Raw genomic sequence first — 24927 nt, 5'->3', positions numbered from 1 at the left:
CTGGGCTGCCCGATAGGGTCCGAGTGGTGTCCAACCACCGTTCTCTCCGCGGCCGCGTGGCCGCACCGCGTGCCGTTCGCCTCGTCGCGCTGGTTCTGACGGCCGCCATCGTCGGTCTGTTGACGATTCTCGGCGGCCCGGCGCCTCGCGCACAGGCCGCTCCGGCCGACAGCTGCGCACCCGCCGGCCTCGCGTCGGCCTCGGCGGCGCCGGTCAACCTCGCGGCCGCGGCGCAAGGCGGCGAGGACCGGTACACCACCGCGACGACCACGCCCGTCGAGCAGATCGACGTCAGTCGCCTGGAGCTGCTCGCGCCCGGCAAGATCTCGGTGGGCACGCTGTCCGACGCCGGACCCAGCATCTGCGTGAACAGCGCAGGCGACTTCACCGGCTTCGACAACGAGCTGCTCAAGGCGGTCGCCGCCAAGCTGGGCCTGCAGATCGAGTTCAACGGCACCGAGTTCGCCGGACTTCTTTCCCAGGTCGCGAACAACAGGTTCGATGTCGGGTCGTCGTCGATCACCACCACCGACGACCGTCGCAAGACGGTCGACTTCACCAACGGGTACGACTTCGGCTACTTCTCGCTCGTCGCGCCGACCAGTGGTTCCATCAAGAGCTTCGGTGACCTGTCGGCGTCCACACGCATCGCGGTCGTCCAGGGCACCGTGCAGGACGACTACGTCGTCAACACGCTCGGACTGGACCCGGTCAAATTCCCCGACTACGCCACCGCCTACGCGAACCTCAAGAGCGGCCAGGTCGACGCCTGGGTCGCACCGTCTCAGCAGGCCGAGGGGGCGGTTCGCGAAGGCGACGGCACCGCGATCGTCGAGAACACCTTCAGCGTCAACAACTTCGTCGCGTGGGCCGTCGGCAAGAACAAGCCGAACCTCACGGCGGCGCTCAACTCCGGACTCGACGCGATCATCGCCGACGGCACGTACGCGAAGCTCTACACCGACTGGGTGCCGCGTGAACTCCCGGAGGGCTGGAAGCCCGGCAGCAAGGCCGCTCCCACGCCCGAGCTCCCCGACATCGCCGCGATCGCGGCCGCCAACGCCGAGAACGCCGGCCCGGCCGAGAGCACTGCGCCCAAGAGCACGCTCCAGCAGCTCGGCGACACCTTCGTCAACTGGGATCTCTACAAGGAGTCCTTCCCCGAGCTCATCAAGACGGGCCTGGTCAACACCCTCATCCTGTCGGTGGTGTCCGGCGTGCTCGGCACCATCCTCGGCATGATCCTGGCGATCTGCGGGATCTCCCGGTCGCGGTGGCTGCGGTGGCCCGCGCGCGTCTACACCGACATCTTCCGGGGTCTGCCGGCCGTGGTCGTCATCCTGATCGTCGGTCTCGGCGTCGGCCCGGTGGTCAAGGGAATCACCGGCAACAACCCCTACTGGCTGGGTGCGGTGGCCCTGGCCCTGCTGGCCGCGGCCTACATCGGTGAGATCTTCCGGTCGGGCATCCAGAGCGTCGACGACGGACAACTGGAGGCGTCCCGCGCGATCGGCTTCAGTTACCGACAGTCCATGCGCCTGGTGGTCGTGCCACAAGGCGTGCGCCGCGTGCTGCCCGCGCTGATGAATCAGTTCATCAGCCTCATCAAGGACAGCTCGCTCGTGTACTTCCTCGGGTTGCTGGCGAGTCAGCGCGAGCTGTTCGCCGTCGGCCGGGACCTCAACGCACAGACCGGCAACCTCTCCCCACTGGTCGCGGCGGGCATCATGTACCTGATCCTGACGATCCCGCTGACACACCTGGTCAACTACATCGACCGCCGCCTCCGCACCGGTCGGCCCACCGATGTCGCAGACGATCCGCTGCCCGCGACCGTCGTCGAGAAGGGATAGGCCCGTGCCCGATCTCCACAAGTCCGACTCTTCCCCGGCTGATTCGACCCCGGCCGGTTCGTCCCCATCGGGCGCGCCGTCACCCCGGGCGACGACCACGCGGTCCGCGGTGTCGCTCACCGGAACCGGTCTGCATCTGTCCTTCGGGACCCATCACGTCCTGCGCGGTGTCGACATCGCGGTCGACGCCGGCACGACCACCACCGTCATCGGCCCGTCCGGGTCGGGCAAGTCGACGCTGCTCCGGGTGCTCAACCGATTGCACGAACCCGATCAGGGCGACATCCTGCTCGACGGCCGGTCGGTCCTGAAGGACAACCCGGACGAACTCCGCCGCCGGATCGGCATGGTGTTCCAGCACTTCAACCTCTTCCCGCACAAGACCGTGGTCGACAACGTCGCGCTCGGTCCGCGAAAGTTGAAGGGCCTGAGCAAGGAGGAGGCGCGGGAGGTCGCACTGCGGCAGCTCGAGATCGTCGGTCTGACCAACAAGGCCGACGTGCGTCCCGCACGACTGTCGGGCGGCCAGCAGCAGCGCGTCGCCATCGCACGAGCACTCGCCATGACGCCGGAGGTCATGTTCTTCGACGAGGCCACGTCCGCGCTCGATCCCGAGCTCGTCAAAGGTGTGCTCGCCCTGATGGCCGACCTGGCCACCGAAGGCATGACGATGGTCGTCGTCACCCACGAGATGGGTTTCGCGCGCAACGTCTCCGACAGCGTTCTGTTCATGGATCGCGGCGCCGTCGTGGAAACCGGTGCACCCGATCAGATCTTCGACGACGCCTCGTCGGATCGGTTGCGAGCGTTCCTGTCTCAGGTGCTCTAGACCTGGTCGGCGTCTATCGGTCGAGTCCGAACAACCGCGCACCGTTGCGGTAGAAGACGTTTCGAAGCCAATCGTCGCCGAGGTCGAGGCGGATGACCGCCTCGAGTGCGTGGGTGTATCCGTACGGGATGTTCGGGAAGTCGCTGCCGAAGAGAATCTTCTCGCCCGCATCGGCCAGGCGCGCGAGATGGTCGACCGGGAACGGCGCCGACTCCTCGGCGAAATCGGTGAACGCCATCGTCGTGTCGAGGCGGACGTTGGGGTACTCGAGGGCGAGATCGAGAAACGCCGTGTACTCGGGCATGCCCATGTGCGCGACGATCAGTGGGAGCGACGGGAACCGGTGCAGCAGTTCGCGGATGGGTTCGGGCCCGGTGAACGTACCCGGGGCGGGACCGGACCCGCAGTGGATGATCACCGGCACCTGTGAATCGGCGATTTGCGACCACACGCCATCCAACAGCGAATCGGTGGGGGAGAAGTCGCCGACCTGGATATGGCACTTGAACACCTGTGTGCCCGCCTGGATCGCGCGCGAGACGTAGGTGTGCGCCGACTCCTCCGGGTAGAAGGTGGCGGTGTGCAGGCAGTCGTCGTGGTGCGCGGCGAAGTCGTGGGCCCAGCCGTTCAGCCACTCGGCCATGTTCTGCTTGTGCGGATACACCAGCGACGAATAGGCGCGAATCCCGAACTCGCGCAGAGTCGCGACGCGCACGTCCTCATCCGCCCGATAGGTGATCGGCCACTCCCGGCCGACGAGCGGACCGACGGCGTCGAAGTAGGCCCATACCTTGTCCATCACCGGACGCGGCATGAAGTGGGTGTGGACGTCGACGATGCCGGGCAGGTCGAGGCCGGACCAGATCGCGCGGACCCGCTGCGCCTCGTCTGGGCTGAACGGCTCGGGGCTGACCGGCTCGGGGCTGACCGGCTCGGGGCTGAACGGTGTGGGGTTGGACGGGATCGAGCTCCCGGGAACGACGCTGTTCACGATGGTGACCGTACGCCGGGAGCGGCCGCCCGCGCGACCGCCACTCAGCCGACGGAGGTGACGGCCGGCGAGATCAGCACCTTCCGGTGGTTGTTGGGCGTCGACAGTTCGGCGAACACGCGGTCGACCTCCTCGAAACCGACGATCTCGCTGACCAGTGCCGACGACCCGATCGCGCCCTTGCGCAGCTCGGCTGCCGCGGTGACGAATTCGTCTCTCGTGTAATACGACACGAAATGCATGGTCGTCTCCTTCACGACGCCCGCCACCGGCATGAACGTGTCGTCGCCCAGGCAGACACCCGCAACGACGACGCGCCCGGACGACGTGACCGCATCCACGGCGGCGGCGATCATCCCGGGTTTGCCGACACACTCGATGACCAGGTCGAAACCCGGACCGACATGGCCGGTCAGGTCGTCGGGGGTGCACACCGACGACGCCCCGACGTCGAGGGCCGCGGTACGCCGTCCCGGGGACGGATCCGAGCAGACCACCTCGGTCGCGACGCCACGCGACAGCCAGTGCAGCACCGCGAGACCGACCGGGCCCGCCCCCAGGACCAGCGCTCGATCCCCCGGGCGAACCGCGGCCCGCGTGACCGCGTGCAGTCCGACGGCGAGGGGTTCGACGAGTGCGCCGTCGGCGGTGTCGACACCGTCGAGCGGCACGCTCTCGTGTGCACCGACGACGACGAACTCGGCCAGGGCGCCGGGCAGCACGCCCAGGCCGAGGGTGCGTGCCGACGTGCATCGCGCGAGGTCCCCGGTCAGGCAGGCGCGACACCGGTGGCATCCGATCACCGGCATCGCGGCGGCGGTGTCGCCCGGCCGGAAGCAGTGTTCGACATCCGGGTCGTCGGGACCGACGGCGACGACCTCGCCCGCGAACTCGTGGCCCATGATGGTCCCGGCGGGCAGGAACGGGGCCATCGAGAGGTCGGACCCGCAGATGCCGTTGGCGGCCACCCGCAGGACGAGTTCGCCGGGGCCGGGTGCGGGATCGGGGACCTCGGCGACGACGAATCCGGACGCGTCCGTCACGGCGGCGCGCATGTCAGCCCGCCGACCAGCGGACCGACGGGGCTTCGGCCGCGGAGCGGGGCACGATGAACACGCCCTCCGCCTCGCAGGTCACCCCGTCGGCATCGGACAGGGTTCCGCGCACGATCCGTTTGCGTCCGTTCCGCTCGGTCACTTCCGCCTGTGCGACGAGGGCCCCCAGCGGCGTCGGCCGCAGGAACCGCACGGTGAGGGTGCCGGTGTAACAAGGCCCCTCGGTACTCGCCGCGTTGCCCAGGACGTGGTCGAGAACCATCGCGCACACGCCTCCGTGCACGCGACCGGGTGGTCCCTCGTACGCCGCGCCGAGAGTGAACTCGCTGCGTACGCCGTCGGCGACGTGGACGACGTCCAACGGCGGCGCCAGTGCGTTGCGTACACCGATGACCGCATTGCCCCAGGCCATTCCCGTGTTCTCGCGGGTATGGCGCACACCGAACGGCCCGTCCATCTGGCGGCTCCGCAGGTCTGCGACGACATCGGCGATGCGGCGGCGCGCGTCCTCGAGGTCGTCCTCGGGCACCTCGGTGCGGATCACGGCGTCGACGAGATCGCGGACAGTGTCCGTGAGCGGGGTGTAGACGCCGCGACGGCGAGCGACCTCGTCCTCGGAGATGTCTTCGAGAATGAACTCCATATCCTACCGATCAGTCAGTTGTGGGATAGGTAACGATCCCTGGCGACTCCAATTAGAACGTGTTCTAATTCAACCACTAGAACGTGTTCTCATTCTGCGATCCGAGGACATCGACGCCGGTCGGCGGCCTTCTCGAACAGCCGACACTCGCGGTGATCCGATCGATTCGCACGAGCAATCCACAGGAGATGGAACCGATGAGCGCCGAGACATTCGACCTCACCGCCCGCGACGAGACCTGGGTCAAGCGAATACTGCCCGTACTGAAACTCGTGGCCAAGACCTACTTCCGCTCCGAGGTCCGGGGCATGGACAAGGTGCCCGACGGCGGCGCCCTGCTGGTGTCGAACCACTCCGGTGGCCTGATGGCCTTCGACGTACCGGTCATCAGCGTCGCCTTCGCCGACGAGTTCGGAGCCGACCGACCGCTGTACACCCTCGCCCACGACCTCATCTTCACCGGCTCGGGCAAGCAGATCTTCGGCAAGGTCGGATTCTTGCCGGCCCATCCCAAGAACGCCGTCGCCGCACTCCGGGCGGGCGCAGCGACCATCGTGTTCCCTGGTGGTGAATGGGAGGCCCTCCGCCCGACCAGCCAGAGCGCCACCATCGATTTCCACGGACGCACCGGCTACATCCGCACCGCTCTGGAAGCCGGTGTGCCGATCGTCCCGATCGTGACCATCGGTGGGCAGGAGACCCAACTGTTCCTCAACCGCGGTGACGGCCTCGCGAAGTTCCTGCGCCTCGACAAGCTGATCCGCACCGACACGGCGCCGTTCGCATTCGGTTTCCCGTTCGGTCTCACCGCGCACCTCCCACCGAACATCCCGTTGCCGTCGAAGCTGGTCACCGAGGTTCTCGATCCGATCGACATCACCGCGGAGTTCGGCAACAACCCCGAACACGACGAGGTGGACCAGATGGTCCGCAAACGTATGCAGCACGCGCTCGACGGTCTGGCCCGCGAACGCCGGTTCCCGGTTCTCGGCTGACCCGCACCCGACCTTCATCCACACCAACGAGGAGACGACGATGATCACGCAACTCCGCGATCGCGTCACCACCCAGAAGTGGCTCGTTCGCACCCTCGTCCGAAGCGGCTTCCTCGGCTCACTGCGAGTCGACCGCTACATCCGCATGGGGCTCAACCTGCGTCGCCATGGTGGCCCGTCCCCGGTGAGCGGGATCGGCCTGGCAGCGGCCCGGGATCCGCACGGGCTCGCGCTCGTCGACGAGGCCGGTCAACTGACCTGGGCCGAACTCGATGCCCGCTGCGACGCACTCGCCGTGGGGCTGGCCGACCTACCCGGTGAACGCGTCGGCACGGTCGCCATCCTGTGCCGCAATCATCGCGGACTCGTCGAGGCGCTGTGCGCCACCTCGCGACTCGGTGCGGATGCCGTCCTGTTGAACACGGGCTTCGCCGGTCCTCAGCTCGCCGACGTCCTCGAGCGCGAACAGGCAGATGTCCTGATCGCCGACGACGAGTTCGACGCCGTGATCCATCCTGCAGCGCAACGACTTCCGGGCATGCGACGGCTGCAAGCGTGGACCGAGGGTGCCTCGGCGTCGGGAGAGACGATCGAGGCGCTGATCGCCGCGAACAAGGGTTCCCGTCCTCGACGTCCGGAACGGGCGGGCCGCATCGTGTTGCTCACCTCGGGCACCACCGGCACCCCGAAGGGTGCTCGCCGCGGGGGCAGTACCGACATCGCCTCGCTGGCCGCCATGCTCGACCGCATCCCCTGGCGCGCAGGCCAATCCACCGTCATCGCGGCACCGATCTTCCACGCGTGGGGATTCGGCCAGGTGGCGATCGCCGCGACCATGACGTGCACGATGGTGATGCGCCGTCGCTTCGATCCGGAGGCCACGCTCCGACTGGTGCGCGACCACGAGGCGACCGGTCTCGCCGTCGTTCCGGTGATGCTCGAACGCATCATGGACCTGCCGGACGAGGTGCTCGACGCCCACCCGACGCCGAGTCTGCGGTTCGTCACGGCCAGCGGATCGCGGATGCGCACCGACGCCCTCGTCGCGTTCCTCGACCGCTTCGGCGACGTGGTCTACAACAGCTACAACGCCACCGAGGCCGGGTTGATCAGCACCGCGACCCCCGGCGACCTGCGTGTCGCCCCCGAGACCGCAGGGCGCCCCCTCACCGGCACCAGCGTCCGCATCCTCGACGACGACGACCGCCCGCTGCCGGTCGGCGAGATCGGTCGCATCGTGGTCGCCAACAACTCGGGCTTCGACGGTTACACCAGTTCCGACACCAAAGCCTTCAGCGACGGTCACATGGTGTCGGGTGATGTGGGACGTTTCGACGAGAACGGACTCCTCTTCGTCGTCGGCCGCGATGACGAGATGATCGTGTCCGGGGGCGAGAACGTGTATCCGCTCGAGGTGGAACAGGTGATCGGCAGCCTGGACGGGGTCGCCGAGGTCGCCGTCGTCGGCGCGGACGACGAGAAGTTCGGGCAGCGGCTGATCGCCTATGTGGTGCGTGCCCGGCGGGGGCCGGCCGGTTCCTCTCAGATCCAGGCCGATCAGATCCGGCAGCACGTCCGCGACCAACTGGCCGGATTCAAGGTGCCTCGCGAGATCCACTTTCTCACCGAACTCCCACGCAACGCCACCGGCAAGATCCTCAAGCGCGAACTCCGGCCGGCCGACGATCAGCGAAAGGTGGGCTGAGCCATGCATTCTGTCCAACAGCCCGATGCTGTCCGACAACCGATTGCTTCCGGTCCCGACATCGAGCGGATGACCGGCCCCGACGCGCTCATGTTGAACATGGAGTCACCGTCCACCCCGATGCACACCCTCAAGGTGGTCGTCCTCGACACCACCCGGCGGGGACGTCCACTCACGCTCACCGAGATCGCCGAGACGTTGCCGCGCTACCTCGGCATGTTCCCACGGGCGACGCAACGGCTCGAGTGGACCCGTGGGCACGCGGCACGACCGTTCTGGGTGCGCGACAACGAGTTCGATGTGAACCTACATCTGGACGAGACGTGGGTCGCCACTCCGGGTAGCCGTGCGGATCTCGACCGCGTCCTCTCCGGTCTCGCGGTCCGGCAGCTCGACCGCAGCCGTCCGCTGTGGGGGCTCACCCTGGTGCACGGCCTCGCCGACGGACGCCAGGCAGTCGTGGTGCGGGTCCACCACGCTGTCGCCGATGGTCTCGCCGCGCTCAACACCTTCATGGCCGCGACGGCCGAACCCGGTCAGCACGTTCGTCCTGCGCCGATCCCGGAGGCCCACAACTCCCATGACGCCGACGATCTCGCACGCGCCGCACGCGCGGAATCGTGGCGTATGGTCCGTGGCCTGCCGTCGGTGGCCTCGGCCCTCACGCGCGCGTTCGCCGCGAAGCGCCACGCGGACAACGCCGGTCGGATCCCCAAGCCACTGACGGTGCGCCGCAGCAGTTTCAATGCTCGCAGCGGCGACGAGCGGGTGTGCGCCTCCGGTCAGATCTCCCTCGCGGCGGTCCAGCGCATCGCGCTCGCCGCGGGCACCACCGTGAACGGCGCCCTACACGGCGTGATCGCGGGCGCGGTCCGTGAAGAGCTCATCGCGCGCGGCGAGGACCCCGGTACCGCGGTCACCATCTTCGGCGTCTGCAAGGACTTGGCCTCGACGCGGGTCCAGGGCAACGAGATCGCCACTGCCATGGCCTATCTGCGCTCGGACCTCGCCGACCCCGTCGAACGCGTCGTCTCGACCGGCGAGAGCTGCGCCGCCACCGTGCAGTGCCGGCGCGACGTCGGGTTCGAACTCACCGACAAGCTCGCCACCTACACCGGTCGACTGGGCCCGGTCTTCCGCGGTCTGGCCGCCCACCGCGTTCCGCTCGTGATGAACAACATCACCACCGCCAACCTCCCCGGTCCGCGAACGAGACGGTGGGTCGGTGACATCGAGGTCGTCGAGTGGATCTCGTTCGCCCTGGCGATCGCTCCCGCCGACGTGAACCTCACCACGTACAGCTACGCCGGCACACTCAGCATGGGGCTGATCGCGACACCGGAATCGATGCCCGACCCGAGCCGGTTCCTCCAGCGGGTCGCCGACGCCGTCGAGGAGACGAGCGAGGCACTGGGCATCGGTGAGATGGCACAGGAGGCCAGTTGATCGATTGGGAGTCGGGCGCCGCCCGCATCGGACTGTTCGCAGGAGTGCTACCGCGGGCGGTGGGCAGTTCACGTGCCGCCGGACGCGGTGACCCGACCGCAGGCATCCCGCCCGCCGACTTCGGGCCAAGGATGGTCGGCGAGACCGCTGTCGACGAGCTGTTCATCGCGGTCAACTCCGTGATCCGGGACATCCCGCCCATCGAGTCGGTGGAGCAGGCGGTGCATCGGTGCGCGGAGGTCGGCGGTGAGCTCGCGCGGTTGGGACCGACGGGCGTCCACCGCGATCCCGGCCCGCCGAAGATCCTCGCACGTGACCGAAAGCTGTTCGGGACGACGTCGTTCGACCACATCGACTACTCGGTGAGCGCTCCGGTGCCCGAGTCGGTGGCCGCGGTCGACCCCTATGCCGACGGCATCGCGTCGGTCCGGGTGCTGTCGCGGCGTGAACCGGGACGCCGGTGGCTCATCTGGGTCCACGGTGCCGCGCAGGGACGCGCCGATGATCTCTACGCCTTCCGCGCCGCGCACCTCTACAACAAGCTCGGGTACGACGTGGTCTTCCCGGTCCTTCCGGCACATGGTTCCCGGCGGGTGAAGAAAGTGGCCTACCCCGGTTTCGACCCGCTGGTGAACACGGTCATCACCATTCGCGCGATCGCCGAGATCCGTTCGCTCATCTCATGGATCGAGGACCAGGAGCCTGCCGACATCGCCATCGCGGGCACGTCTCTGGGCGGACCCATCGCGGCAATGGTCGCCTCTACCGATCCGCGGATCAGCTCGGTTCTCGCGGTGGTGCCGATGCTGGAGATGCACGCGACCCTCGCCCATCACATGGAACGCGGCGGTTCCAAGGGGAAGTACCTCGCATCGCTGATGCGTAGCGACGCGGTCCGCGCGGTGGGTTCGGTGATCAACCCGCTGTCGGTCGAGCCGATCGCGGTCCCGGACCGTCGCATGGTGGTCGCCGCCCTCAACGACAGGGTGACCTCGGTGTCGGCGGCGCAACAACTTCACCGGCACTGGGGCGGGCGCGTCCACTGGTACTCCGGAAGCCATGTGGGTCACGCCATCTCGAACGGGATTCGGCAGGCCACCGATGGCTTCCTCGGGGAACCGCCCCCTGCCCCGCGGTCCGACAGCGAACCCGGCCTGCGGTCCTTGATCTGAACGAGCGCGTGCCCGCTCGCTCACCTCTTCCGTTCCCGCTCACCGAAATCGGGTGAGCGGGAACGGAAGATGTGGGCGCGAGCGCGCGCCGCGGGATGGGCGTCGACGCTCACCCCCCACTCACGCCGGGACGAGCTCCGGGTTGGCGTCCGCGAGGAGCTCGTCGCGGTCCTCGTCGACGACGAACCCGGCGGCGATCGCGGCATCGCACGCGTCGCGGTAGTGCTTCTCGTACTGGGCTCGTGTCCCGTACCTTGCGGTGAGGACGTCACCGGCGACAGGCGCGGTCGATCCGAACAGCAGGCAGATGCGCGAGATCGGGTTGGCGACAACACCGCTCAGTACCTGCGTGGGGGCATCGACACACGGTGTGCGGACGCCGCCGCGGACATTGCCGAGATCGTCGACGGCGAAAGCAGGCTCGGCACCGTCGGTGGTGCGCAGAACGAGAGGTTCTCCGACCGGAGGTGGAGTGCCGCCGGCCACCCAGGACTGCAGATGCCGGAGTGCGGCGCGCAGCACGAACCGCTGTTGGCCTCGGTTGACCGGGTCGGGGCAACCGAGGAACTCTTCGAAGTCCCCGATCTGGTGGAGATCGGCGTGCGAGGCGCCCGCGACCTCCCACACCCGGAGGCGGTCCGTGTCCGGCTGGCGCACCACGTGATAGCGGAAGTTCGTCAACACCTCGGTCTCGGTCTGCACCACGAAGACCGGTGAGACGAGGTCGGTGCGCAGGGTCGTCGGCTCGCACCCGAAGACGACCGATACGTCGATCCCGGTGCCCACGTCGCCTGCGGGGAGTCCGGCTGCGGCGCGACTGTGGATGAGGTAGCCGTCGAAGATCCCCGCGACCGCGCCCACCGTGTTGACGTAGGTCGTGAGAGCCATCGCCGACTGCGACTCGCCGACGGCGAGCACGGTGCGCACATCCAGGCCGGACAACGGATGGTCCGACGCCGACGTGGCGCGTACGGCTCGGCCCATCGAACCGAAGATGTCGTAGCAGTACGCGTCGCCGGGATGATGCAGTCCGGCATAGCGTTCCGGGTCCTTGTCGGCGAGGCTCTGGGGATCGCCGGTCGCCATACCGACCGAACCGGCGCCCCCCTCGACCCCGACGTACTGCGCCGAGACACCCACCCAGGCGTGCCCGGCCCGCACGATCTCGGCCGCGAGGTAGGAGTACTCGGGCGCGGCGTCGTTGCCGCTGCTGACGTTGAGCCATTCGACGACGACGCAACCGCTGAACGACGACGGGTCGTCGGGCCTGCGCGAGACGATGCGGGTGGTGAAGTCCGCAGGCGGCACGAGCGAGTCGCCGACGAGTTGTTCGGCGGTGCCCGACGCGGCGTACTCGGTCTCGGTGTATCCGGCCGCGACCAGATCGGGCAGCGGCGACGCGCTCAACAGCGAGCATCCGTTACCGCCGGAAAGCGGCCGAAAGCCGATGGGCATCATCACTGGTTCTTCCGGAACTTCTTGATCACCTCACCGAACATGAAGTGCATCTTGGTGCCCTGCGGCCAACCGACGTAGTAACACAGGAAGAGACTGATCTCCTCGAGCTGCTCGGGCGTGAGCTCGCCGTTGCCGAGCGCGGCCCCGGCCTGGATCTCGGCGACATCTATGTTGTTGCTCGCGGCCAGAGCGCCGAGCAGGATCAACCGGCGATCCCGGTTGGTCAGACCCTCACGCGCCCAGACGTTCCCGAACACCTGATCGGCGGTGTGGGCGAAATAGTCGCCTGGACCGTCGCTGACATCCCAGCCGTAGACCTCCGACATCTTCTCGAGGGCGCGTTTGCGCACCTCGCCGGGTGCGTCGTCGGAGATGTTGGATCGGGTCATGCGGATTCTCCTTGCGGGTGAGGGACGCCGAGGCCGGCGGCCAGGTCGCGGAGTGCGATCTGCCCCAGTGGCAGGTCGACGCCGAGCTCGTTCCCGAGCGCGAGAGCGAGCGACAGATCCTTCTCGCCCAGTGTACGAACGCCGGTGAGGATTCCGTACCACGGATCGTCGGCGTCGACGGCCGCGGTGGTCTCCCGCAGCATGATCGCGCCGGCTCCGCCGGTCACGGCGTCGGAATGGCGGACGACCTTGCCGAGCTTGGTGATGTCGAGGCCCGCGGCCTCGGCGAGCCGCGCCGCCTCGGTGGTGGCGGTGAACGAGATGAAGTGAAGCAGGTTGCGGGCCAGCTTCATCCGGGTGCCCGCACCGACCTCGGGACCCGCGTGGACGAGCATGTCCGCGGTGAGTGCGAAGGGTTCCTTCAGCTTCTCGTAGGCGGCGCGGGGGCCGCCGACCATGATGGCGAGCCGACCCGAGGCGGCACCCATGGCGCCACCGGAGATCGGGGCGTCGAGGAGGGTGACCTCCCGTGCCGCGCACTGTTCGGCGAGATCGGCGGCCGTGTCGGGGCCGATCGTGGAGTGCACGGTGATGACGGTGCCGGGCCGGGCCGTCGCGAGCAGCCCGTCGGGCCCGCTCACGACGGTCCGGACCTGGTCGTCGTCGAGGACGCAGATGCCGATGATGTCGGTCGTCGAGGCGAGGTCGGCGAGCGAATCCGCGGCGGTCGCGCCCTTCTCGACGACCTTCGCGATGGCGTCGGCGGACAGGTCGAAGACCGTCAGTCCGCCGGACCAGGCGGCCAGGCTGCCGGCCATCGGTCCGCCGATGTTGCCGAGCCCGACATAACCCAGGCGGATCGGCTCCGGCTGCGGGTCGGACGGTTCGCTCATGAGCGGATGACCTGACCGCCGTCGACGTTGAAGATCTGTCCGGTGATCCAACCCGCCTCGTCCGACAGCAAGAACAGGCACATCCCGACCAGGTCCTCCGGCGTGCCGAAACGCTTGAGTGGCAGCCGGTTCACGATGTCGGCGACCATCTCCTTCGGGGTCGTCGTGCGGGTCGCCTCGGTGTCGATGGGTCCGGGGGCGATGGCGTTGACGCGGATGTTCTGTCCGCCCAGCTCGGTCGCGAGCTGCTGGGTCAGACCGTTCACGCCGACCTTGGCGAGACCATAGAAGCCGCTGTAGAGCCATGCGGCGGTGGACGACTGGTTGACGATCGCACCGCCGCCGTTGGTCATGTGCGGGTACACCGCGCGGGTCACGTTGAGCGCGCCGTCGAGGTTGACGCTCATGAACTTCTTGTAGTAATCCCACGGCACCGTGATGAGGAAGTCGAGCTTCATCCCACCGTAGATCGCGGCGTTGTTCACCAGGCCGTCGATGGAGCCGTACGCGTCGACGGTCGCGGCGGCCAACGCCTTCGCCGAGTCCTCGTCGGCGACATCGGTGTTCACGTACAGTCCGCCGATGTCGGCGGCGACCTGCTTGCCCTTCTCGTCGGCGAGGTCGGCGATCACGACGTTGGCGCCCTCGGCGGCGAGCGCCCGGGCGTACGCCTCACCGATACCACCGGCGGCGCCGGTGACGATGATGGTCTTGTTCTCGAAACGCTTGGAACTCATTGTCCTGCTCTCTGTGTGGTTGATGTACTGCCCTTCGTGGCTCGCTGCGCTCGCACCTCAGGGGGCGGGGGTGTTGCTTGGCTCGCACCTCAGGGGGCGGTGGAATCTGCTCCCTGAGGTGCGAGGAGCGATAGCGACGAGCCTCGAAGGGTCACGCCGGGCGAGCGACGGCCTTGGTCTCGAGGTACTCCTCGAAGCCCGCGACGCCCATTTCCCGGCCGATCCCGGACTGTTTGAAACCACCGAACGGGACATCGGCGGCGTACCAGATGCCGCCGTTGACGCCCATCGTGCCGGTGCGTACTCCGTTGACCACCTTGTCGATCCGCTCCTCGTCGGTCCCGTAGACCATGCCGGACAGGCCGTATGGCGAGTCGTTGGCGATGCGGATGGCGTCGTCGTCACCGTCGTGGGGGATGATGACCAGCACCGGCCCGAAGATCTCCTCCTGTGCGACGCGCGCCGAATTGTCCAGGCCCGAGATGAGGGTCGGTTCCACGAAGAACCCGGCCGGCTTGTCAGTGGGGCGCCCGCCGCCGATCTCGATGGTGCCGCCCTCGCTGGTGGCCAGTTCGATGTAGGACTCGATGCGCTGCCGCTGCCGGGCGGAGATGACCGGACCGCAGATGGTGCCGCCGTCGGTCGGATCGCCTGCGGGTAGCCCGGCCATCGCGTCGCGGGTGGCGGTGATGGCCTCGTCGAGCTTGGTGCGCGGCACCACCAGGCGCGTCGTGATGGCGCACCCCTGGCCGGCATGGGTGACGACGTTGAACGCGGCCATGGCGCAGGCGGATCCGATGTCGGCGTCGTCGAGGACGAGGAAGGCCGACTTCCCGCCCAGTTCGAGGAACACCTTCTTCAGTGACTCGGCCGCGGCGGCCATCACCTTCTTGCCCGTTGCGGTGGAGCCGGTGAACGAGACCAGGTCGACGCGGGGGTCGGTGCTGAGTTGTGCGCCCAGCTGATGGTCGGTCGAGGTGACGATGTTGAGAACGCCGGGTGGGAAGTCGGTCTCCTCGGCGACGATCTTGCCGACCAGCGCTGCGCACCAGGGGGTGTCGGGTGCGGGCTTGAGGACCACGGTGCACCCGGCGGCGAGCGCGGGCCCGATCTTGGCGAAGTTGATCTGGTGCGGGAAGTTCCACGGCGTGATCGCGCCGACGACACCGACGGCCTCCGAACGCAGTTCCCGGTGGTTCTTGAGCCCCATCGGCTTGGCGGTACCGAGGTCGCGGGTCCACTCGTAGTTCTCGGCCAGGTCGGCGAAGTAGCCGAGATCGGTGACGGGACCGTCGAACTGCGGTCCGTGGGTCAGGAACGCGGGGCAGCCCACCTCGGCGATGGTGAGCTCGCGGAACTCGTCGCCGTGGGCGAGGAGTGCATCGCGCAGCTGACGGAGGCACCGAGCACGGAATGCGTGGTCGCGCGACCAGTCGGTGGTGTCGAAGGCGGTGCGCGCAGCCGCGATGGCCGCGTCCATGTCCTCGGACGTGCCGTCGGCGGCCTGTCCGATGACCTCCTCGGTCGCGGGATTGACGACGTCGAAGACGCCGCCGCTACCTGGGGTGAGTTTTCCGTCGATCAGCAGATCCGACGAGGTTTCGGGGCGAAGGGGCATCAGCTGGAACTCCATCTGGACAGGTGTCTGGACTCGCGTTCAAAGCTAGTGTAGCGTGGCTCACATGTCCAGCCCCGTATCTCAGGAATCCACTCGTCGCAGGCTGACGCAGCAGCAGGCGGAGACGGTCACACGCCTCACCGACGCCGCGGTCGACGTGCTGAATGCAGAGGGTTTCGACGGCCTGACCGTGCGGACGGTGGCCAAGATCGCCGGCGTCGCGCCCGCGACGGCGTACACCTACTTCTCGTCGAAGAGCCACCTCGTGGCGGAGGTGTTCTGGCGTCGGCTCTCCGCCGGTGTGCTGGAGCCGGATCCGAACGCGTCGGCCACCGAACGGGTCGCGCAGGTCCTGCGCGAGGTCGCGCTCGTGGTGGCCGGTGAGGGCCAGCTCGGGGGAGCGGTCACCGTGGCGCTGCTGGGCACCGATCCCGACGTCGAACACCTCCGGGTCCGTATCGGCGCGTTCATCCGCCGTCGCCTCGCCGCCGCGCTCGAGGAGGACCCGGAGAACCCCGGCCCCTTGCTCGACGCCCTCGAGATGATCTACTCCGGCGGCCTCGTCTATGCCGGCATGGGTCACATGACCTACGAGCAGACCTCCGAACGTCTTGTCGCAGCCGCACATCTACTGATGGAGAAGTGATGACCGAAACGACGGCGGTGTCGGGGATGGAGCACGAGCTCCCCTTCGACCCGTATGCCTACGGCTTCCACGAGGATCCGTACCCGACCTACCTTCGCCTGCGCGAGGAGTCACCGGTCTACTACAACGCCGGAATGGACTTCTGGGCGCTGGCGGGCCACGCCGACGTCCGCGCCGCTTTCCGGGACACGCAACGACTCTCGAACAGCTGGGGCGTGTCGATGGACCCCTCGGCCTACGGCCCCGACGCCCACAAGTCGATGTCGTTCCTGGCCATGGATGATCCCAAGCACATGCGAATCCGCAAGCTGGTGTCGAAAGGCTTCACGCCTCGGCGCGTCAACGAACTGACCGGCCGGATCACCGCATTGACCCACCAGCACTGGAGCAGGTGCCTCGACAAGGGCGAATTCGACTTCGTGCACGACTTCGCCGCGCTGCTGCCGATGGATGTGGTCTCCGAGCTGCTCGGCGTCCCCGAGGCCGACCGCACCCAGCTGCGTCACCAGTCCGACCTGCTGCTGCACCGCGAGGACGGGGATCTCGACCTCCCCGAGGCGGCCATCTACGCGTACATCGAACTGCACAAGTACTATTCGGAGCTCATCGCCGACCGCCGCAAGAACCCCGGCGAGGATCTGGTGTCGGCGCTCCTCGAGGCCGAGATCGACGACGAGTCCGGCACGAAGACGAGGCTCACCGACGACGAGATCGTCGGCTTCATGGTGCTGATGGTGGTCGCAGGCAACGAGACGACCACCAAACTCCTTGCCAACGCCCTCTATTGGGGGTGGCGTAATCCCGATGAGTTGGCCAAGGTCTTCGCCGATCCGGAGGTCGTCGTTCCGGAGTGGACCGAGGAGACCCTGCGATACGACAACTCGACACAGATCGTCGTCCGACGAGTGGTCGAGGACGCGCCCTACGGTGACTTCGTGATCCCCGCGGGGGATCGCGTGCTGCTGCTCGTCGGCTCGGCCAACCGCGACACCGAGGTCTTCGGCACCGACGCCGACCGGTACCAGATCGGACGGGACTGCAGTCAGGCGCTGATGAGTTTCGGCCTGGGCGCCCACTTCTGCCTCGGCGCACACCTCGCGCGCCTCGAGGCGAACATCGGACTCGGCGAGGTCGTGAAGTCGATCCGATCGGTCGACATCGACATCGACAAGGCGGTGCGGGTGCACTCGGTCAACGTGCGCGGCTTCGCCGATCTGCCGGTGAAGGTGACGGTGCGCTGATGGCATTCCGACCCCACCCGCAGCGTCGTCCCGTACTCATCGCCGGCGCCTCGTCGGGCATCGGTGCGGCGACCGCCGAATACCTGGCCGCCGCAGGCCATCCGGTGGCCCTGGCGGCACGGCGCGTGGAAAAGCTGCAAGAACTCGCCGACAAGATCACCACCGCCGGTGGCGAGGCGGTTGCCGTGCCGCTCGACGTCACCGACGAACAATCCGTCATCGATTGCGTGGCCAAGGCCCAGGCGGCACTCGGCGATCTCGAGATCGTCGTCGCCGGTGCCGGGGATCTCGCGATCGGTCTGTCCTACGAGACCGGTACGCAGCACTTCGCCGACCAGGTCAACATCCACCTCAACGGCGCCTACCGGATCTACCGGGCTGCGATCCGCGGGATGATCGACCGTGCCCGAGGCGATTTCGTGTTCATCGGATCGGACGTCGCCGCCCACCCGCGTCCCTGGTCGTCGGCGTATGTCGCGGCCAAGTCGGGGATCGACGGCCTCGTGGCGACCATCCAGCTCGAACTCGAGGGCACCGGCGTGCGCGCCGGGGTGGTCCGTCCCGGGCAGACCATCACCGGGATGGGGATGAACCTCGACGCGACGGCAACCGAGAACATGCTCAACGACTGGATCGCCCACGGTCTCGCCCGGCACGGCAACTTCCTCGCGCCCGAACACATCGCGCAGGCCGTCGCGGCCATGGTGACCATGCCCCGCGGTGCTCACATGCGATCGGTCGATGTGGAGGCCGAGGGCGCGGTGAGCGACAACAAACGACAGGCAACACAGGAGAAGGGGACGGATCGATGACCGCCACCACCGAATCAGGCCTGAGGCAACCCGATCGCGTCTCGGGCGGCGAGGGCGAGCACGGGCACCTCGACGAACTCGCCACCGACCCGATCTCGCTGTTCTGGCGGGTCCGCGAGGAATGCGGGGACGTCGGCATGTTCCAGCTCGCCGACCGGGAGGTGGTGCTCGTCTCGGGGGCCGCCGCGAGCGAGGAGTTCTTCCGCGCCCCGGAGGAGGACCTCGACCAGGCCGCGGCCTATCCGTTCATGACCCCGGTGTTCGGGGAGGGCGTCGTGTTCGATGCGAGCCCCGAGGAGCGGTCCAAGGCCATTCACAATTCGGCGCTCAAGGGCGCCCACATGAAACAGCACGCGGTGACCATCCCCAACGAGGCCGAGCGCATCATCTCCGAGTGGGGTGACGAGGGTGAGATCGACCTGCTCGACTTCTTCTCCGAGCTGACGCTGTACACCTCGTCGGCCTGCCTCATCGGTCGCAAGTTCCGCGAGCGGCTCAGCGGACACATCGCGCACCTCTTCCACGACCTGGAGAAGGGCACCGACCCGATCGCCTACGTGGACTACAACGCCGACATCGAGAGCTTCCGCAAGCGCGACGAGGCGCGTGCCGAGTTGGTCGAGTTCATCCAGGGCGTCATGGACGAGCGGATCGCGAATCCCACCGAGGACAAGGAGGATCGCGACCTGATGGACGTGCTCGTCCAGGTCGGTTTCGATGCGAACACGATCACCGGCATGTTCATCTCGATGATGTTCGCCGGTCACCACACCACGTCGGGAACCGCGGCCTGGACACTCATCGAGCTGCTGCGCAACCCCGAATACATGGCGCGGGTGTATGCGGAGCTGGACGAGATCTACGGCGAGACCCCGCCCGGCGAACGCCCGGAGTACACCTTCGCCCACACCCGGCAGATGCCGCAGCTGGAGAACGCGCTCAAGGAGGCGCTGCGGCTCCACCCGCCGCTGATCATCCTGATGCGTGTGGTGCAGAACGACTTCCACGTCGAGGATCTCGAGGTGAAGGCCGGTCAGTCGATCGCCGTCTCGCCGGCCATCTCCAACCGTCTGCCCGAGGACTTCCCCGATGCGGACACCTTCGATCCCGACCGGTACGACAAGCCCCGCCAGGAGGATCTCGTCAACCGGTGGACGTGGATCCCCTTCGGCGCCGGTCGCCACCGTTGCGTCGGAGCGCAATTCGCGATCATGCAGCTCAAGGCCATCTTCTCGGTGCTCTTCCAGAACTACGAGTTCGAGATGCTCCAACCCGCGGACAGCTACCGGAACGACCACTCGAAGATGGTCGTCCAACTCCAGCAGCCTTGCCGGGTCGCGTACCGGAAGCGCCAGGCTTCCTGATGCGCGTCGAGGTCGATCTGGATCTGTGCCAGGGGCACGGCATGTGCGAGATGGAGGCGCCAGACGTCTTCGCCGCGCACACGGACCACGTCGAGATCCTCGACGCCGACCCCGACGAGTCGAAACGTGCCGAGGTCGAGGCGGGTGTCCATTTCTGCCCGACGCAGGCTCTCCGGATCATCGAGGACCAAGCCAGTCAACACGTCACCCACGACGACGAATGAAGGTGTCACACATGTCTTTTGATCGCGCCGAACTGGAAGAGATGAAGGAGCGGTGGCTCGCCGCCAACATCGAGGCCGAGAAGGCGGGGGACTGGAAGCCCCTCGCCGACTTCTACACCGAGGACGCCACCTACGGGTGGAACTACGGTCCCAAGAAGGACTTCATGGCGGTCGGCCGTGAAGAGATCCGCGAGCTCGCCCTGGGTCAGGAGATGGAAGGCCTGCAGGGCTGGGAGTACCCGTACCAGGCGTGGGTGATCGACGACCGCACCGGCGACATGATCGGGTTGTGGAAGCAGATCTACGAGGGCACCCGCGCCGACGGCAGCCACTACGCGCTGGAGGGCATCCAGGGCAGTTGGTTCAAGTACGGAGGGAACTTCCAATTCTCCTGGCAGCGTGATTTCTTCGACTACGGCAACGTCTCCGCGCTCTTCATCGAGATGATGAAGGACAACGCGATGAGCGAGCCGATGCTGAAGCGGGTCGAGAAGTCGGCACCGGGAAACCTGCCGGGGTGGTACGACTTCGGCAAGGCGCCGGTCGCGTTCTGGTGATCTGACATGACTCATACAGCCCCGACCTACCAAGGTCTGAGTCAGGATCAGCTGGCCGTGCTCGTGCCCGAGCTGTTGCTCTCGGGCCAGATGATCGACCGCAGCGGGATGGCACACCTCATCAGCGCCTTCGGGCGGGACGTGATGGGCCGGATCGCCATCGAGGAATGGATGGCGGCCAGCCCCGTCTACACGCACCGGATGCGTAGTGCCCTGGGGATCGACGGCGACGGTGTCGAGGACATGTTCAAGTGTCTGCAGCTCGACATCGGTGCGCCGCCGCAGTTCATGGACTTCCGCTACCGGATCGACGACGAGTATCACGGTTCCTTCGTGCTCGATCACTGCGGCGCCCTGCTCGACGTCGAGCCCCTCGGTGACGACTACGTCACGACGATGTGCCACGACATCGAGGACCCGACCTTCGACGCGACAGCCATCGCCACCAACCGTCGCGCCCGGATCCGGCCCGTGCATCGTCCGCCCCGGCGCCCCGCCGACCGGACTCCGCACTGCGAGTGGACGGTCACGATCGAGCCCGATCGCGACGAGCTCCCGTTGCCGCCCGACTCGGTCGACATGTTCGCCACCCGGGCGGGTCAGCTCGTCCTGTCGCCGATCGACCGTTCTGAGACAGACGGCTGGGTCGACTACCGGGGGCCTCTCGTCGAGGACCTTCAGTTCGCGGAGTGGTCGACATCGGCGCTGGTGCGGGTTGCCGAAGAGGTTGCGCTGCAACACCAGCTGCTGTCTCTCGGTTTCCTCGTGAGCCTGCGCCGGTCCGCCGACAACCCGGCGCAGACCATCGAGATCTTCCGCAAACAGCTGATCGGGATCGCCGGACTCGCCGCCGATCGGATCCGCGCCGCACTCGACCTGCCCTCCGGCACGGCGGGCTTCGCCGAGGTGCTGGCCCTGCATCCGTGCTTCGGTCCCGTCCAGTACACCGGGCTGACCACCGAGGTCGACGGCGATACGGCCCTGGTACGGATACCTCAGGAGTCGCACGCGATGACCGACGGCGGGTGGATGTCGATCATCGACGTGGACCACCTCGAGCCGCTGCAGGCCGCGGCGACCGCGGTCGACCCGTACCTGGCCATCGTCGACGCCGAAGTCGTCGACGGCGAGTTACGGGTGCGGTTCGGGATGTCCGACACCGCCCGCAAGGAGTTCGGTGAGGTGTCCGTCGCACGGTTCAGCGGCGGCGCGACCTTCGAGTTCACCGACCGCGGACGGTCGATCCCGATCACTCCGGTCGGCAGCTCGGCGTGACCTCCGGCGGGGGCCGGTCACCCGGCTCCGCCGGACTCGGCGGCCGGGTCGCCGTCGTCGCGGGTGCGACGCGAGGTATCGGTCTGGCGGTCGCGTATGCCCTGTCGGGACAGGGTGTCTCGGTGGTCGTCAACGGACGCGACCCGGAGGCCGTCGACGCCACGGTCGCCGAGATCCGTGGCGGCGGGGGATATGCCGTGGGGGTCACCGGGTCCGCCGGTGACGACGGTGTGGCGCAGGCCATGGTCGAGGCGGCGCTCGAGGAGTTCGGCGCGCTCGACATCGCCATCAACTGTGCCGGGATCGCGGAACCGCCGGCGTCGACGGTGTTGACGATCACCCACGCCGAGTTCCGCGAGCAACTCGACGCCCATCTGATGAGCGCCTTCCACCTCGTACAGGCGGCGGGACGGGTGTTCGTCGAGCAGGAATCGGGATCGATCGTCCTCACCGGCTCGGCGGCCTCTCTCGGCATGTTCGGGGGCAGTGGCTATCCCGCCGCCAAGGGCGGCGTCAACGCGCTCGCGCTGGCCGCGGCCGCCGACCTCCGGGATCACCATGTCCGGGTGAACGTGGTGATGCCCGGCGCGAAGTCGCGCCTGTCGTCGGGGAACGACTACGTCGCGCACATCGAAGGTCTGCACCGTCGGGGGATACTCGACGATCTCACCCGTGACGCCGCGCTCGATCCCGCGCCGCCGGAGTACGTCGCCCCGCTCTACGTCTTCCTCGCCGGCGACGCAGCAGAGCACATCTCCGGCGAGATCTTCAGTGCAGCCGGTGGTTTCATCGGCCGGTTCGAGACGCAGCAGGCGAGCTTCGTCGCCTACCGCGATCACAAGGACACCTCGCCGTACAGCCTCGACGAACTCGCCGACATCCTGGCCGGCCCTGCCGTGCGCTGACGGAACGCCTCAGGAGCCACTGCCCTTTCGCGCGGCGCGGCGCTCGAGCCAGAACCGGGCGCCTTCGGCGATGGCGTCGGTGACCGGCTGGGGATGCCAACCGAGGTCGCGTTCGGCCTTGCCGTGATCCATCTCGGACATGACGTGCATCAGACGGACCGACGGGATCGTCAGCTGCACGGGACGTCGTGTCAGGGCGGCACGGGCGGAACCCGCCGCGCCGCAGGCATAGAGCGCGGGCCTGTTCAGCACCAGTCGTGGGGGCGGGCGTTCTGCCGTTGCCGCCGCGATCGACACGACCTCACCGGTGTCGATCGCGCGCTCGGAGACGATGTAGCGTTCGCCCACCTTCCCATGACCGGCCGCGAGGTGGAGCGCCGACGCCGCGTCGTCGATGCCGACGGACTCGGCGCGGCACCCGCGAATACTGAACGGCAGCTTGCCGAGTGCCGCACCGGCGACGAACGCGCCGTGTGGTGTGGGCTGCCAGTCGCCAGGGCCGTAGGTGTTGGCCACGCACATGGCGACCGCGGGCACCGCGCCGTCCCGGGCCCGCTGCAGCACCAGATCCTCGGCCGCCACGCGGCTCTTGACGTAATCGGGCGCCTGTCGCGACCAGTTGAACCGATCGGATTCGATCGCCGGGCGACCCCGAACCCGACCGATGGTGGCGATACTGCTGGTGAACACGAACCTGCGCAACGACTGCCGGGCGGCGACGTCCAGCACCGATCTCAGCGCATCGACGTTAGTGCGGTAGAGCGGAGTGGCATCGCGCAACCATGCGCGGGTGTCGACGGCGCAGTGGAACACCACCTCGCAACCGCGCATGGCCCGCTCGAGGGATGCGTCGTCGAAGAGATCGCCGGTGACATGCTCGACGTCGAGCCCGGTGAGCGATCGGAGGTCACTCGTCGAGCGGGTCAGGACGCGGACGTCTTCGCCGGAGTCGACGAGCTGGCGCACGAGGCGGGAGCCGAGAAATCCGTTGCCGCCGATGACGAGTGACGGCACGGGTCAGAGACCGCCGGGGGTGAGATCGTCGATGGCGGCGGCGCTCCGGGACAGCATGGCGTCGAACATCGCCGTGCCACGCTCGGTGGGTTGCGCAGCGGCGGAACCGAAGACAATGATGAGCGGTGCCTGGATCAGGTTGCCGACATAGTCGTCCCAACATTCGTCGAGCGTGTAGTTCTCGACACCCGCGGTGACCAGCGCGCGATGATACGACGCCACGATGCCGCGTTCGTGTCGGCGACGATCCTCGGTCGTCAGGCTGGTGCTCAGCAGGAAGGCGATGTCCCGGAGTGCGTTGCCGGTGGTGATGGTCTGCCAGTCGATGACCGTGACCTCGCCCATCGGTCCGAAGAGAATGTTGTCGACGCGCAGATCACCGTGGATGAGGGCGGTGTTCGTCAATGGGGCGACGAGCCAGTCACCGGCCTCGCGGACAAGCCAGTCGATGGCCGACGACGACAGACCGTCGGGCGCGAAACGATCGCGATACAGCTCGGCCATGGGGCCGAGTATCGACTCCATCACCTCGCGATCGGAGGCGGTGGGCAGCGGGATCTCCGCCAAGAGGGTGGGGTCGTTCCAGCGGGGTGCATGCAGGCCCGCGGCCGCGACGGCGACCGACTCGGCCTGTGCGGCCGAACATCCGGAGATCTGATCGCCCTGGACGGCGCTGCCCATGTCCTCGAGCAGGAGCACGAACTCGGTGCCCGCGTCGGAGATCGTCGTGGCGAAGCAGGTGGGCGTCGGCACGGTGAAACCCGCAGCGAGGTCCCGGTAGAAGCGCACCTCGTTACGGAACACACCCGAGCCGAGCTCCCGTTGTGCGGCGTCCCCGGTTGCGAGCTTGGCGACGATCGTTTCCGGGATGTCCGACTTGTCAGCGTGATTCAACGTCAACCGGTACGAACCGGCCATCTGTCCGGTGCCCACCGGTTCTGCGGTGATGGACTCGATGATCGTCGGGTGGCCGTTGCTCGCCAGCAGTTCCGTCAACCATGTGGGAGTCAGATCCTCGACGCAGATGGGGATCTCGGCGATCTCGGGCACGCGGGCATCCTTTCGGCCGGCCGGCGGAAATGACAGCGGGTGTGATGGCGCTCAC

At 67.6% G+C, this 24927-nt stretch carries 24 protein-coding genes; 14 read left to right on the top strand and 10 right to left on the bottom strand.

What is annotated here, in order from left to right; genetic code table 11:
- Positions 1–26: 26 nt before the first annotated feature.
- On the top strand, positions 27–1853 hold the full coding sequence (locus MAY35_RS11320) for an ABC transporter substrate-binding protein/permease (RefSeq protein WP_238421396.1): 1827 nt from the start codon (positions 27–29) through the stop codon (positions 1851–1853).
- Positions 1854–1962: 109 nt separating this feature from the next.
- Complete coding sequence (locus MAY35_RS11315) at positions 1963–2682, top strand: amino acid ABC transporter ATP-binding protein (protein ID WP_238421416.1); 720 nt, start codon at positions 1963–1965, stop codon at positions 2680–2682.
- Positions 2683–2695: 13 nt separating this feature from the next.
- Here MAY35_RS11315 and MAY35_RS11310 read toward each other — a convergent pair whose 3' ends face one another.
- The 3 genes from MAY35_RS11310 to MAY35_RS11300 all read right to left on the bottom strand — a co-directional run bounded on the left by MAY35_RS11310 (position 2696) and on the right by MAY35_RS11300 (position 5371).
- Positions 2696–3547: an amidohydrolase family protein gene (locus MAY35_RS11310; RefSeq protein WP_308192452.1), complete on the bottom strand. Its 852-nt coding sequence runs from the start codon at positions 3545–3547 to the stop codon at positions 2696–2698.
- 170 nt (positions 3548–3717) lie between these two features.
- Complete coding sequence (locus tag MAY35_RS11305; RefSeq protein ID WP_238421394.1) at positions 3718–4728, bottom strand: alcohol dehydrogenase catalytic domain-containing protein; 1011 nt, start codon at positions 4726–4728, stop codon at positions 3718–3720.
- A 1-nt stretch (position 4729) separates the two neighbouring features.
- A complete protein-coding gene (locus MAY35_RS11300; RefSeq protein ID WP_238421393.1) occupies positions 4730–5371 on the bottom strand; it encodes a PaaI family thioesterase in 642 nt (213 codons plus the stop codon).
- A gap of 197 nt (positions 5372–5568) precedes the next feature.
- Between MAY35_RS11300 and MAY35_RS11295 the strand changes: the two genes are divergently transcribed.
- The 4 genes from MAY35_RS11295 to MAY35_RS11280 are packed head-to-tail and all read left to right on the top strand — an operon-like array spanning position 5569 to position 10689.
- Positions 5569–6366, top strand: coding sequence for a 1-acyl-sn-glycerol-3-phosphate acyltransferase (locus MAY35_RS11295; RefSeq protein ID WP_238421392.1), 798 nt, complete (start codon positions 5569–5571; stop codon positions 6364–6366).
- Positions 6367–6406: 40 nt separating this feature from the next.
- Positions 6407–8071: an AMP-binding protein gene (locus MAY35_RS11290; RefSeq protein ID WP_238421391.1), complete on the top strand. Its 1665-nt coding sequence runs from the start codon at positions 6407–6409 to the stop codon at positions 8069–8071.
- A gap of 3 nt (positions 8072–8074) precedes the next feature.
- Positions 8075–9517, top strand: coding sequence for a wax ester/triacylglycerol synthase domain-containing protein (locus MAY35_RS11285; RefSeq protein ID WP_238421390.1), 1443 nt, complete (start codon positions 8075–8077; stop codon positions 9515–9517).
- A complete protein-coding gene (locus MAY35_RS11280; protein ID WP_238421389.1) occupies positions 9514–10689 on the top strand; it encodes an alpha/beta hydrolase family protein in 1176 nt (391 codons plus the stop codon). The genes MAY35_RS11285 and MAY35_RS11280 overlap by 4 nt, the downstream gene beginning before the upstream one ends.
- 120 nt (positions 10690–10809) lie before the next feature.
- Here MAY35_RS11280 and MAY35_RS11275 read toward each other — a convergent pair whose 3' ends face one another.
- From MAY35_RS11275 to MAY35_RS11255, 5 genes are all read right to left on the bottom strand, one after another.
- Positions 10810–12147: an alpha/beta hydrolase domain-containing protein gene (locus MAY35_RS11275; protein ID WP_245403938.1), complete on the bottom strand. Its 1338-nt coding sequence runs from the start codon at positions 12145–12147 to the stop codon at positions 10810–10812.
- Positions 12147–12536 carry a carboxymuconolactone decarboxylase family protein gene (locus tag MAY35_RS11270; protein WP_238421387.1) on the bottom strand — a complete coding sequence of 130 codons (390 nt, stop codon included), beginning with the start codon at positions 12534–12536 and terminating at the stop codon, positions 12147–12149. Before MAY35_RS11270 ends, MAY35_RS11275 begins: the two co-directional genes overlap by 1 nt.
- The gene (locus MAY35_RS11265; protein WP_238421386.1) at positions 12533–13429 is read right to left on the bottom strand and encodes an NAD(P)-dependent oxidoreductase; all 897 of its coding nucleotides are present in this window, start codon (positions 13427–13429) and stop codon (positions 12533–12535) included. Before MAY35_RS11265 ends, MAY35_RS11270 begins: the two co-directional genes overlap by 4 nt.
- Positions 13426–14166, bottom strand: a complete 741-nt coding sequence (locus MAY35_RS11260; RefSeq protein ID WP_238421385.1) for an SDR family oxidoreductase — start codon at positions 14164–14166, stop codon at positions 13426–13428. The genes MAY35_RS11265 and MAY35_RS11260 overlap by 4 nt, the downstream gene beginning before the upstream one ends.
- Positions 14167–14317: 151 nt before the next feature.
- A complete protein-coding gene (locus tag MAY35_RS11255; protein WP_238421384.1) occupies positions 14318–15784 on the bottom strand; it encodes an aldehyde dehydrogenase in 1467 nt (488 codons plus the stop codon).
- A 64-nt stretch (positions 15785–15848) separates the two neighbouring features.
- Here MAY35_RS11255 and MAY35_RS11250 point away from each other — a divergent pair, with 64 nt between their 5' ends.
- Genes MAY35_RS11250 through MAY35_RS11215 form a run of 8 tightly spaced genes read left to right on the top strand, consistent with a single transcriptional unit; the run spans position 15849 to position 22808 of the window.
- Positions 15849–16430, top strand: coding sequence for a TetR/AcrR family transcriptional regulator (locus MAY35_RS11250; RefSeq protein ID WP_238421383.1), 582 nt, complete (start codon positions 15849–15851; stop codon positions 16428–16430).
- Positions 16430–17671 (top strand): cytochrome P450, encoded by a 1242-nt coding sequence (locus MAY35_RS11245; protein WP_238421382.1) that lies wholly within the window; start codon positions 16430–16432, stop codon positions 17669–17671. Before MAY35_RS11250 ends, MAY35_RS11245 begins: the two co-directional genes overlap by 1 nt.
- Positions 17671–18483, top strand: a complete 813-nt coding sequence (locus MAY35_RS11240) for an SDR family oxidoreductase (protein WP_238421381.1) — start codon at positions 17671–17673, stop codon at positions 18481–18483. Before MAY35_RS11245 ends, MAY35_RS11240 begins: the two co-directional genes overlap by 1 nt.
- Complete coding sequence (locus MAY35_RS11235) at positions 18480–19847, top strand: cytochrome P450 (protein WP_238421380.1); 1368 nt, start codon at positions 18480–18482, stop codon at positions 19845–19847. Before MAY35_RS11240 ends, MAY35_RS11235 begins: the two co-directional genes overlap by 4 nt.
- Positions 19847–20071 carry a ferredoxin gene (locus MAY35_RS11230; RefSeq protein WP_238421379.1) on the top strand — a complete coding sequence of 75 codons (225 nt, stop codon included), beginning with the start codon at positions 19847–19849 and terminating at the stop codon, positions 20069–20071. The genes MAY35_RS11235 and MAY35_RS11230 overlap by 1 nt, the downstream gene beginning before the upstream one ends.
- 11 nt (positions 20072–20082) lie before the next feature.
- Positions 20083–20628, top strand: a complete 546-nt coding sequence (locus MAY35_RS11225; RefSeq protein ID WP_238421378.1) for a nuclear transport factor 2 family protein — start codon at positions 20083–20085, stop codon at positions 20626–20628.
- Positions 20629–20634: 6 nt separating this feature from the next.
- Positions 20635–21903: a hypothetical protein gene (locus MAY35_RS11220; RefSeq protein ID WP_238421377.1), complete on the top strand. Its 1269-nt coding sequence runs from the start codon at positions 20635–20637 to the stop codon at positions 21901–21903.
- On the top strand, positions 21900–22808 hold the full coding sequence (locus tag MAY35_RS11215) for an SDR family NAD(P)-dependent oxidoreductase (protein WP_238421376.1): 909 nt from the start codon (positions 21900–21902) through the stop codon (positions 22806–22808). Before MAY35_RS11220 ends, MAY35_RS11215 begins: the two co-directional genes overlap by 4 nt.
- Positions 22809–22817: 9 nt before the next feature.
- Here MAY35_RS11215 and MAY35_RS11210 read toward each other — a convergent pair whose 3' ends face one another.
- Positions 22818–23822, bottom strand: coding sequence for an NAD-dependent epimerase/dehydratase family protein (locus tag MAY35_RS11210; RefSeq protein ID WP_238421375.1), 1005 nt, complete (start codon positions 23820–23822; stop codon positions 22818–22820).
- Between the two features lie 3 nt (positions 23823–23825).
- The gene (locus tag MAY35_RS11205; protein WP_238421374.1) at positions 23826–24872 is read right to left on the bottom strand and encodes a phosphotransferase family protein; all 1047 of its coding nucleotides are present in this window, start codon (positions 24870–24872) and stop codon (positions 23826–23828) included.
- Positions 24873–24927 lie beyond the last annotated feature (55 nt).

It is taken from the genome of Gordonia sp. 'Campus' (assembly GCF_022206305.1).
Taxonomy (GTDB): domain Bacteria; phylum Actinomycetota; class Actinomycetes; order Mycobacteriales; family Mycobacteriaceae; genus Gordonia.
The sequence above is the reverse complement of the archived record's forward strand: the minus strand, read 5'-3'. Positions and strand labels throughout refer to the sequence as shown.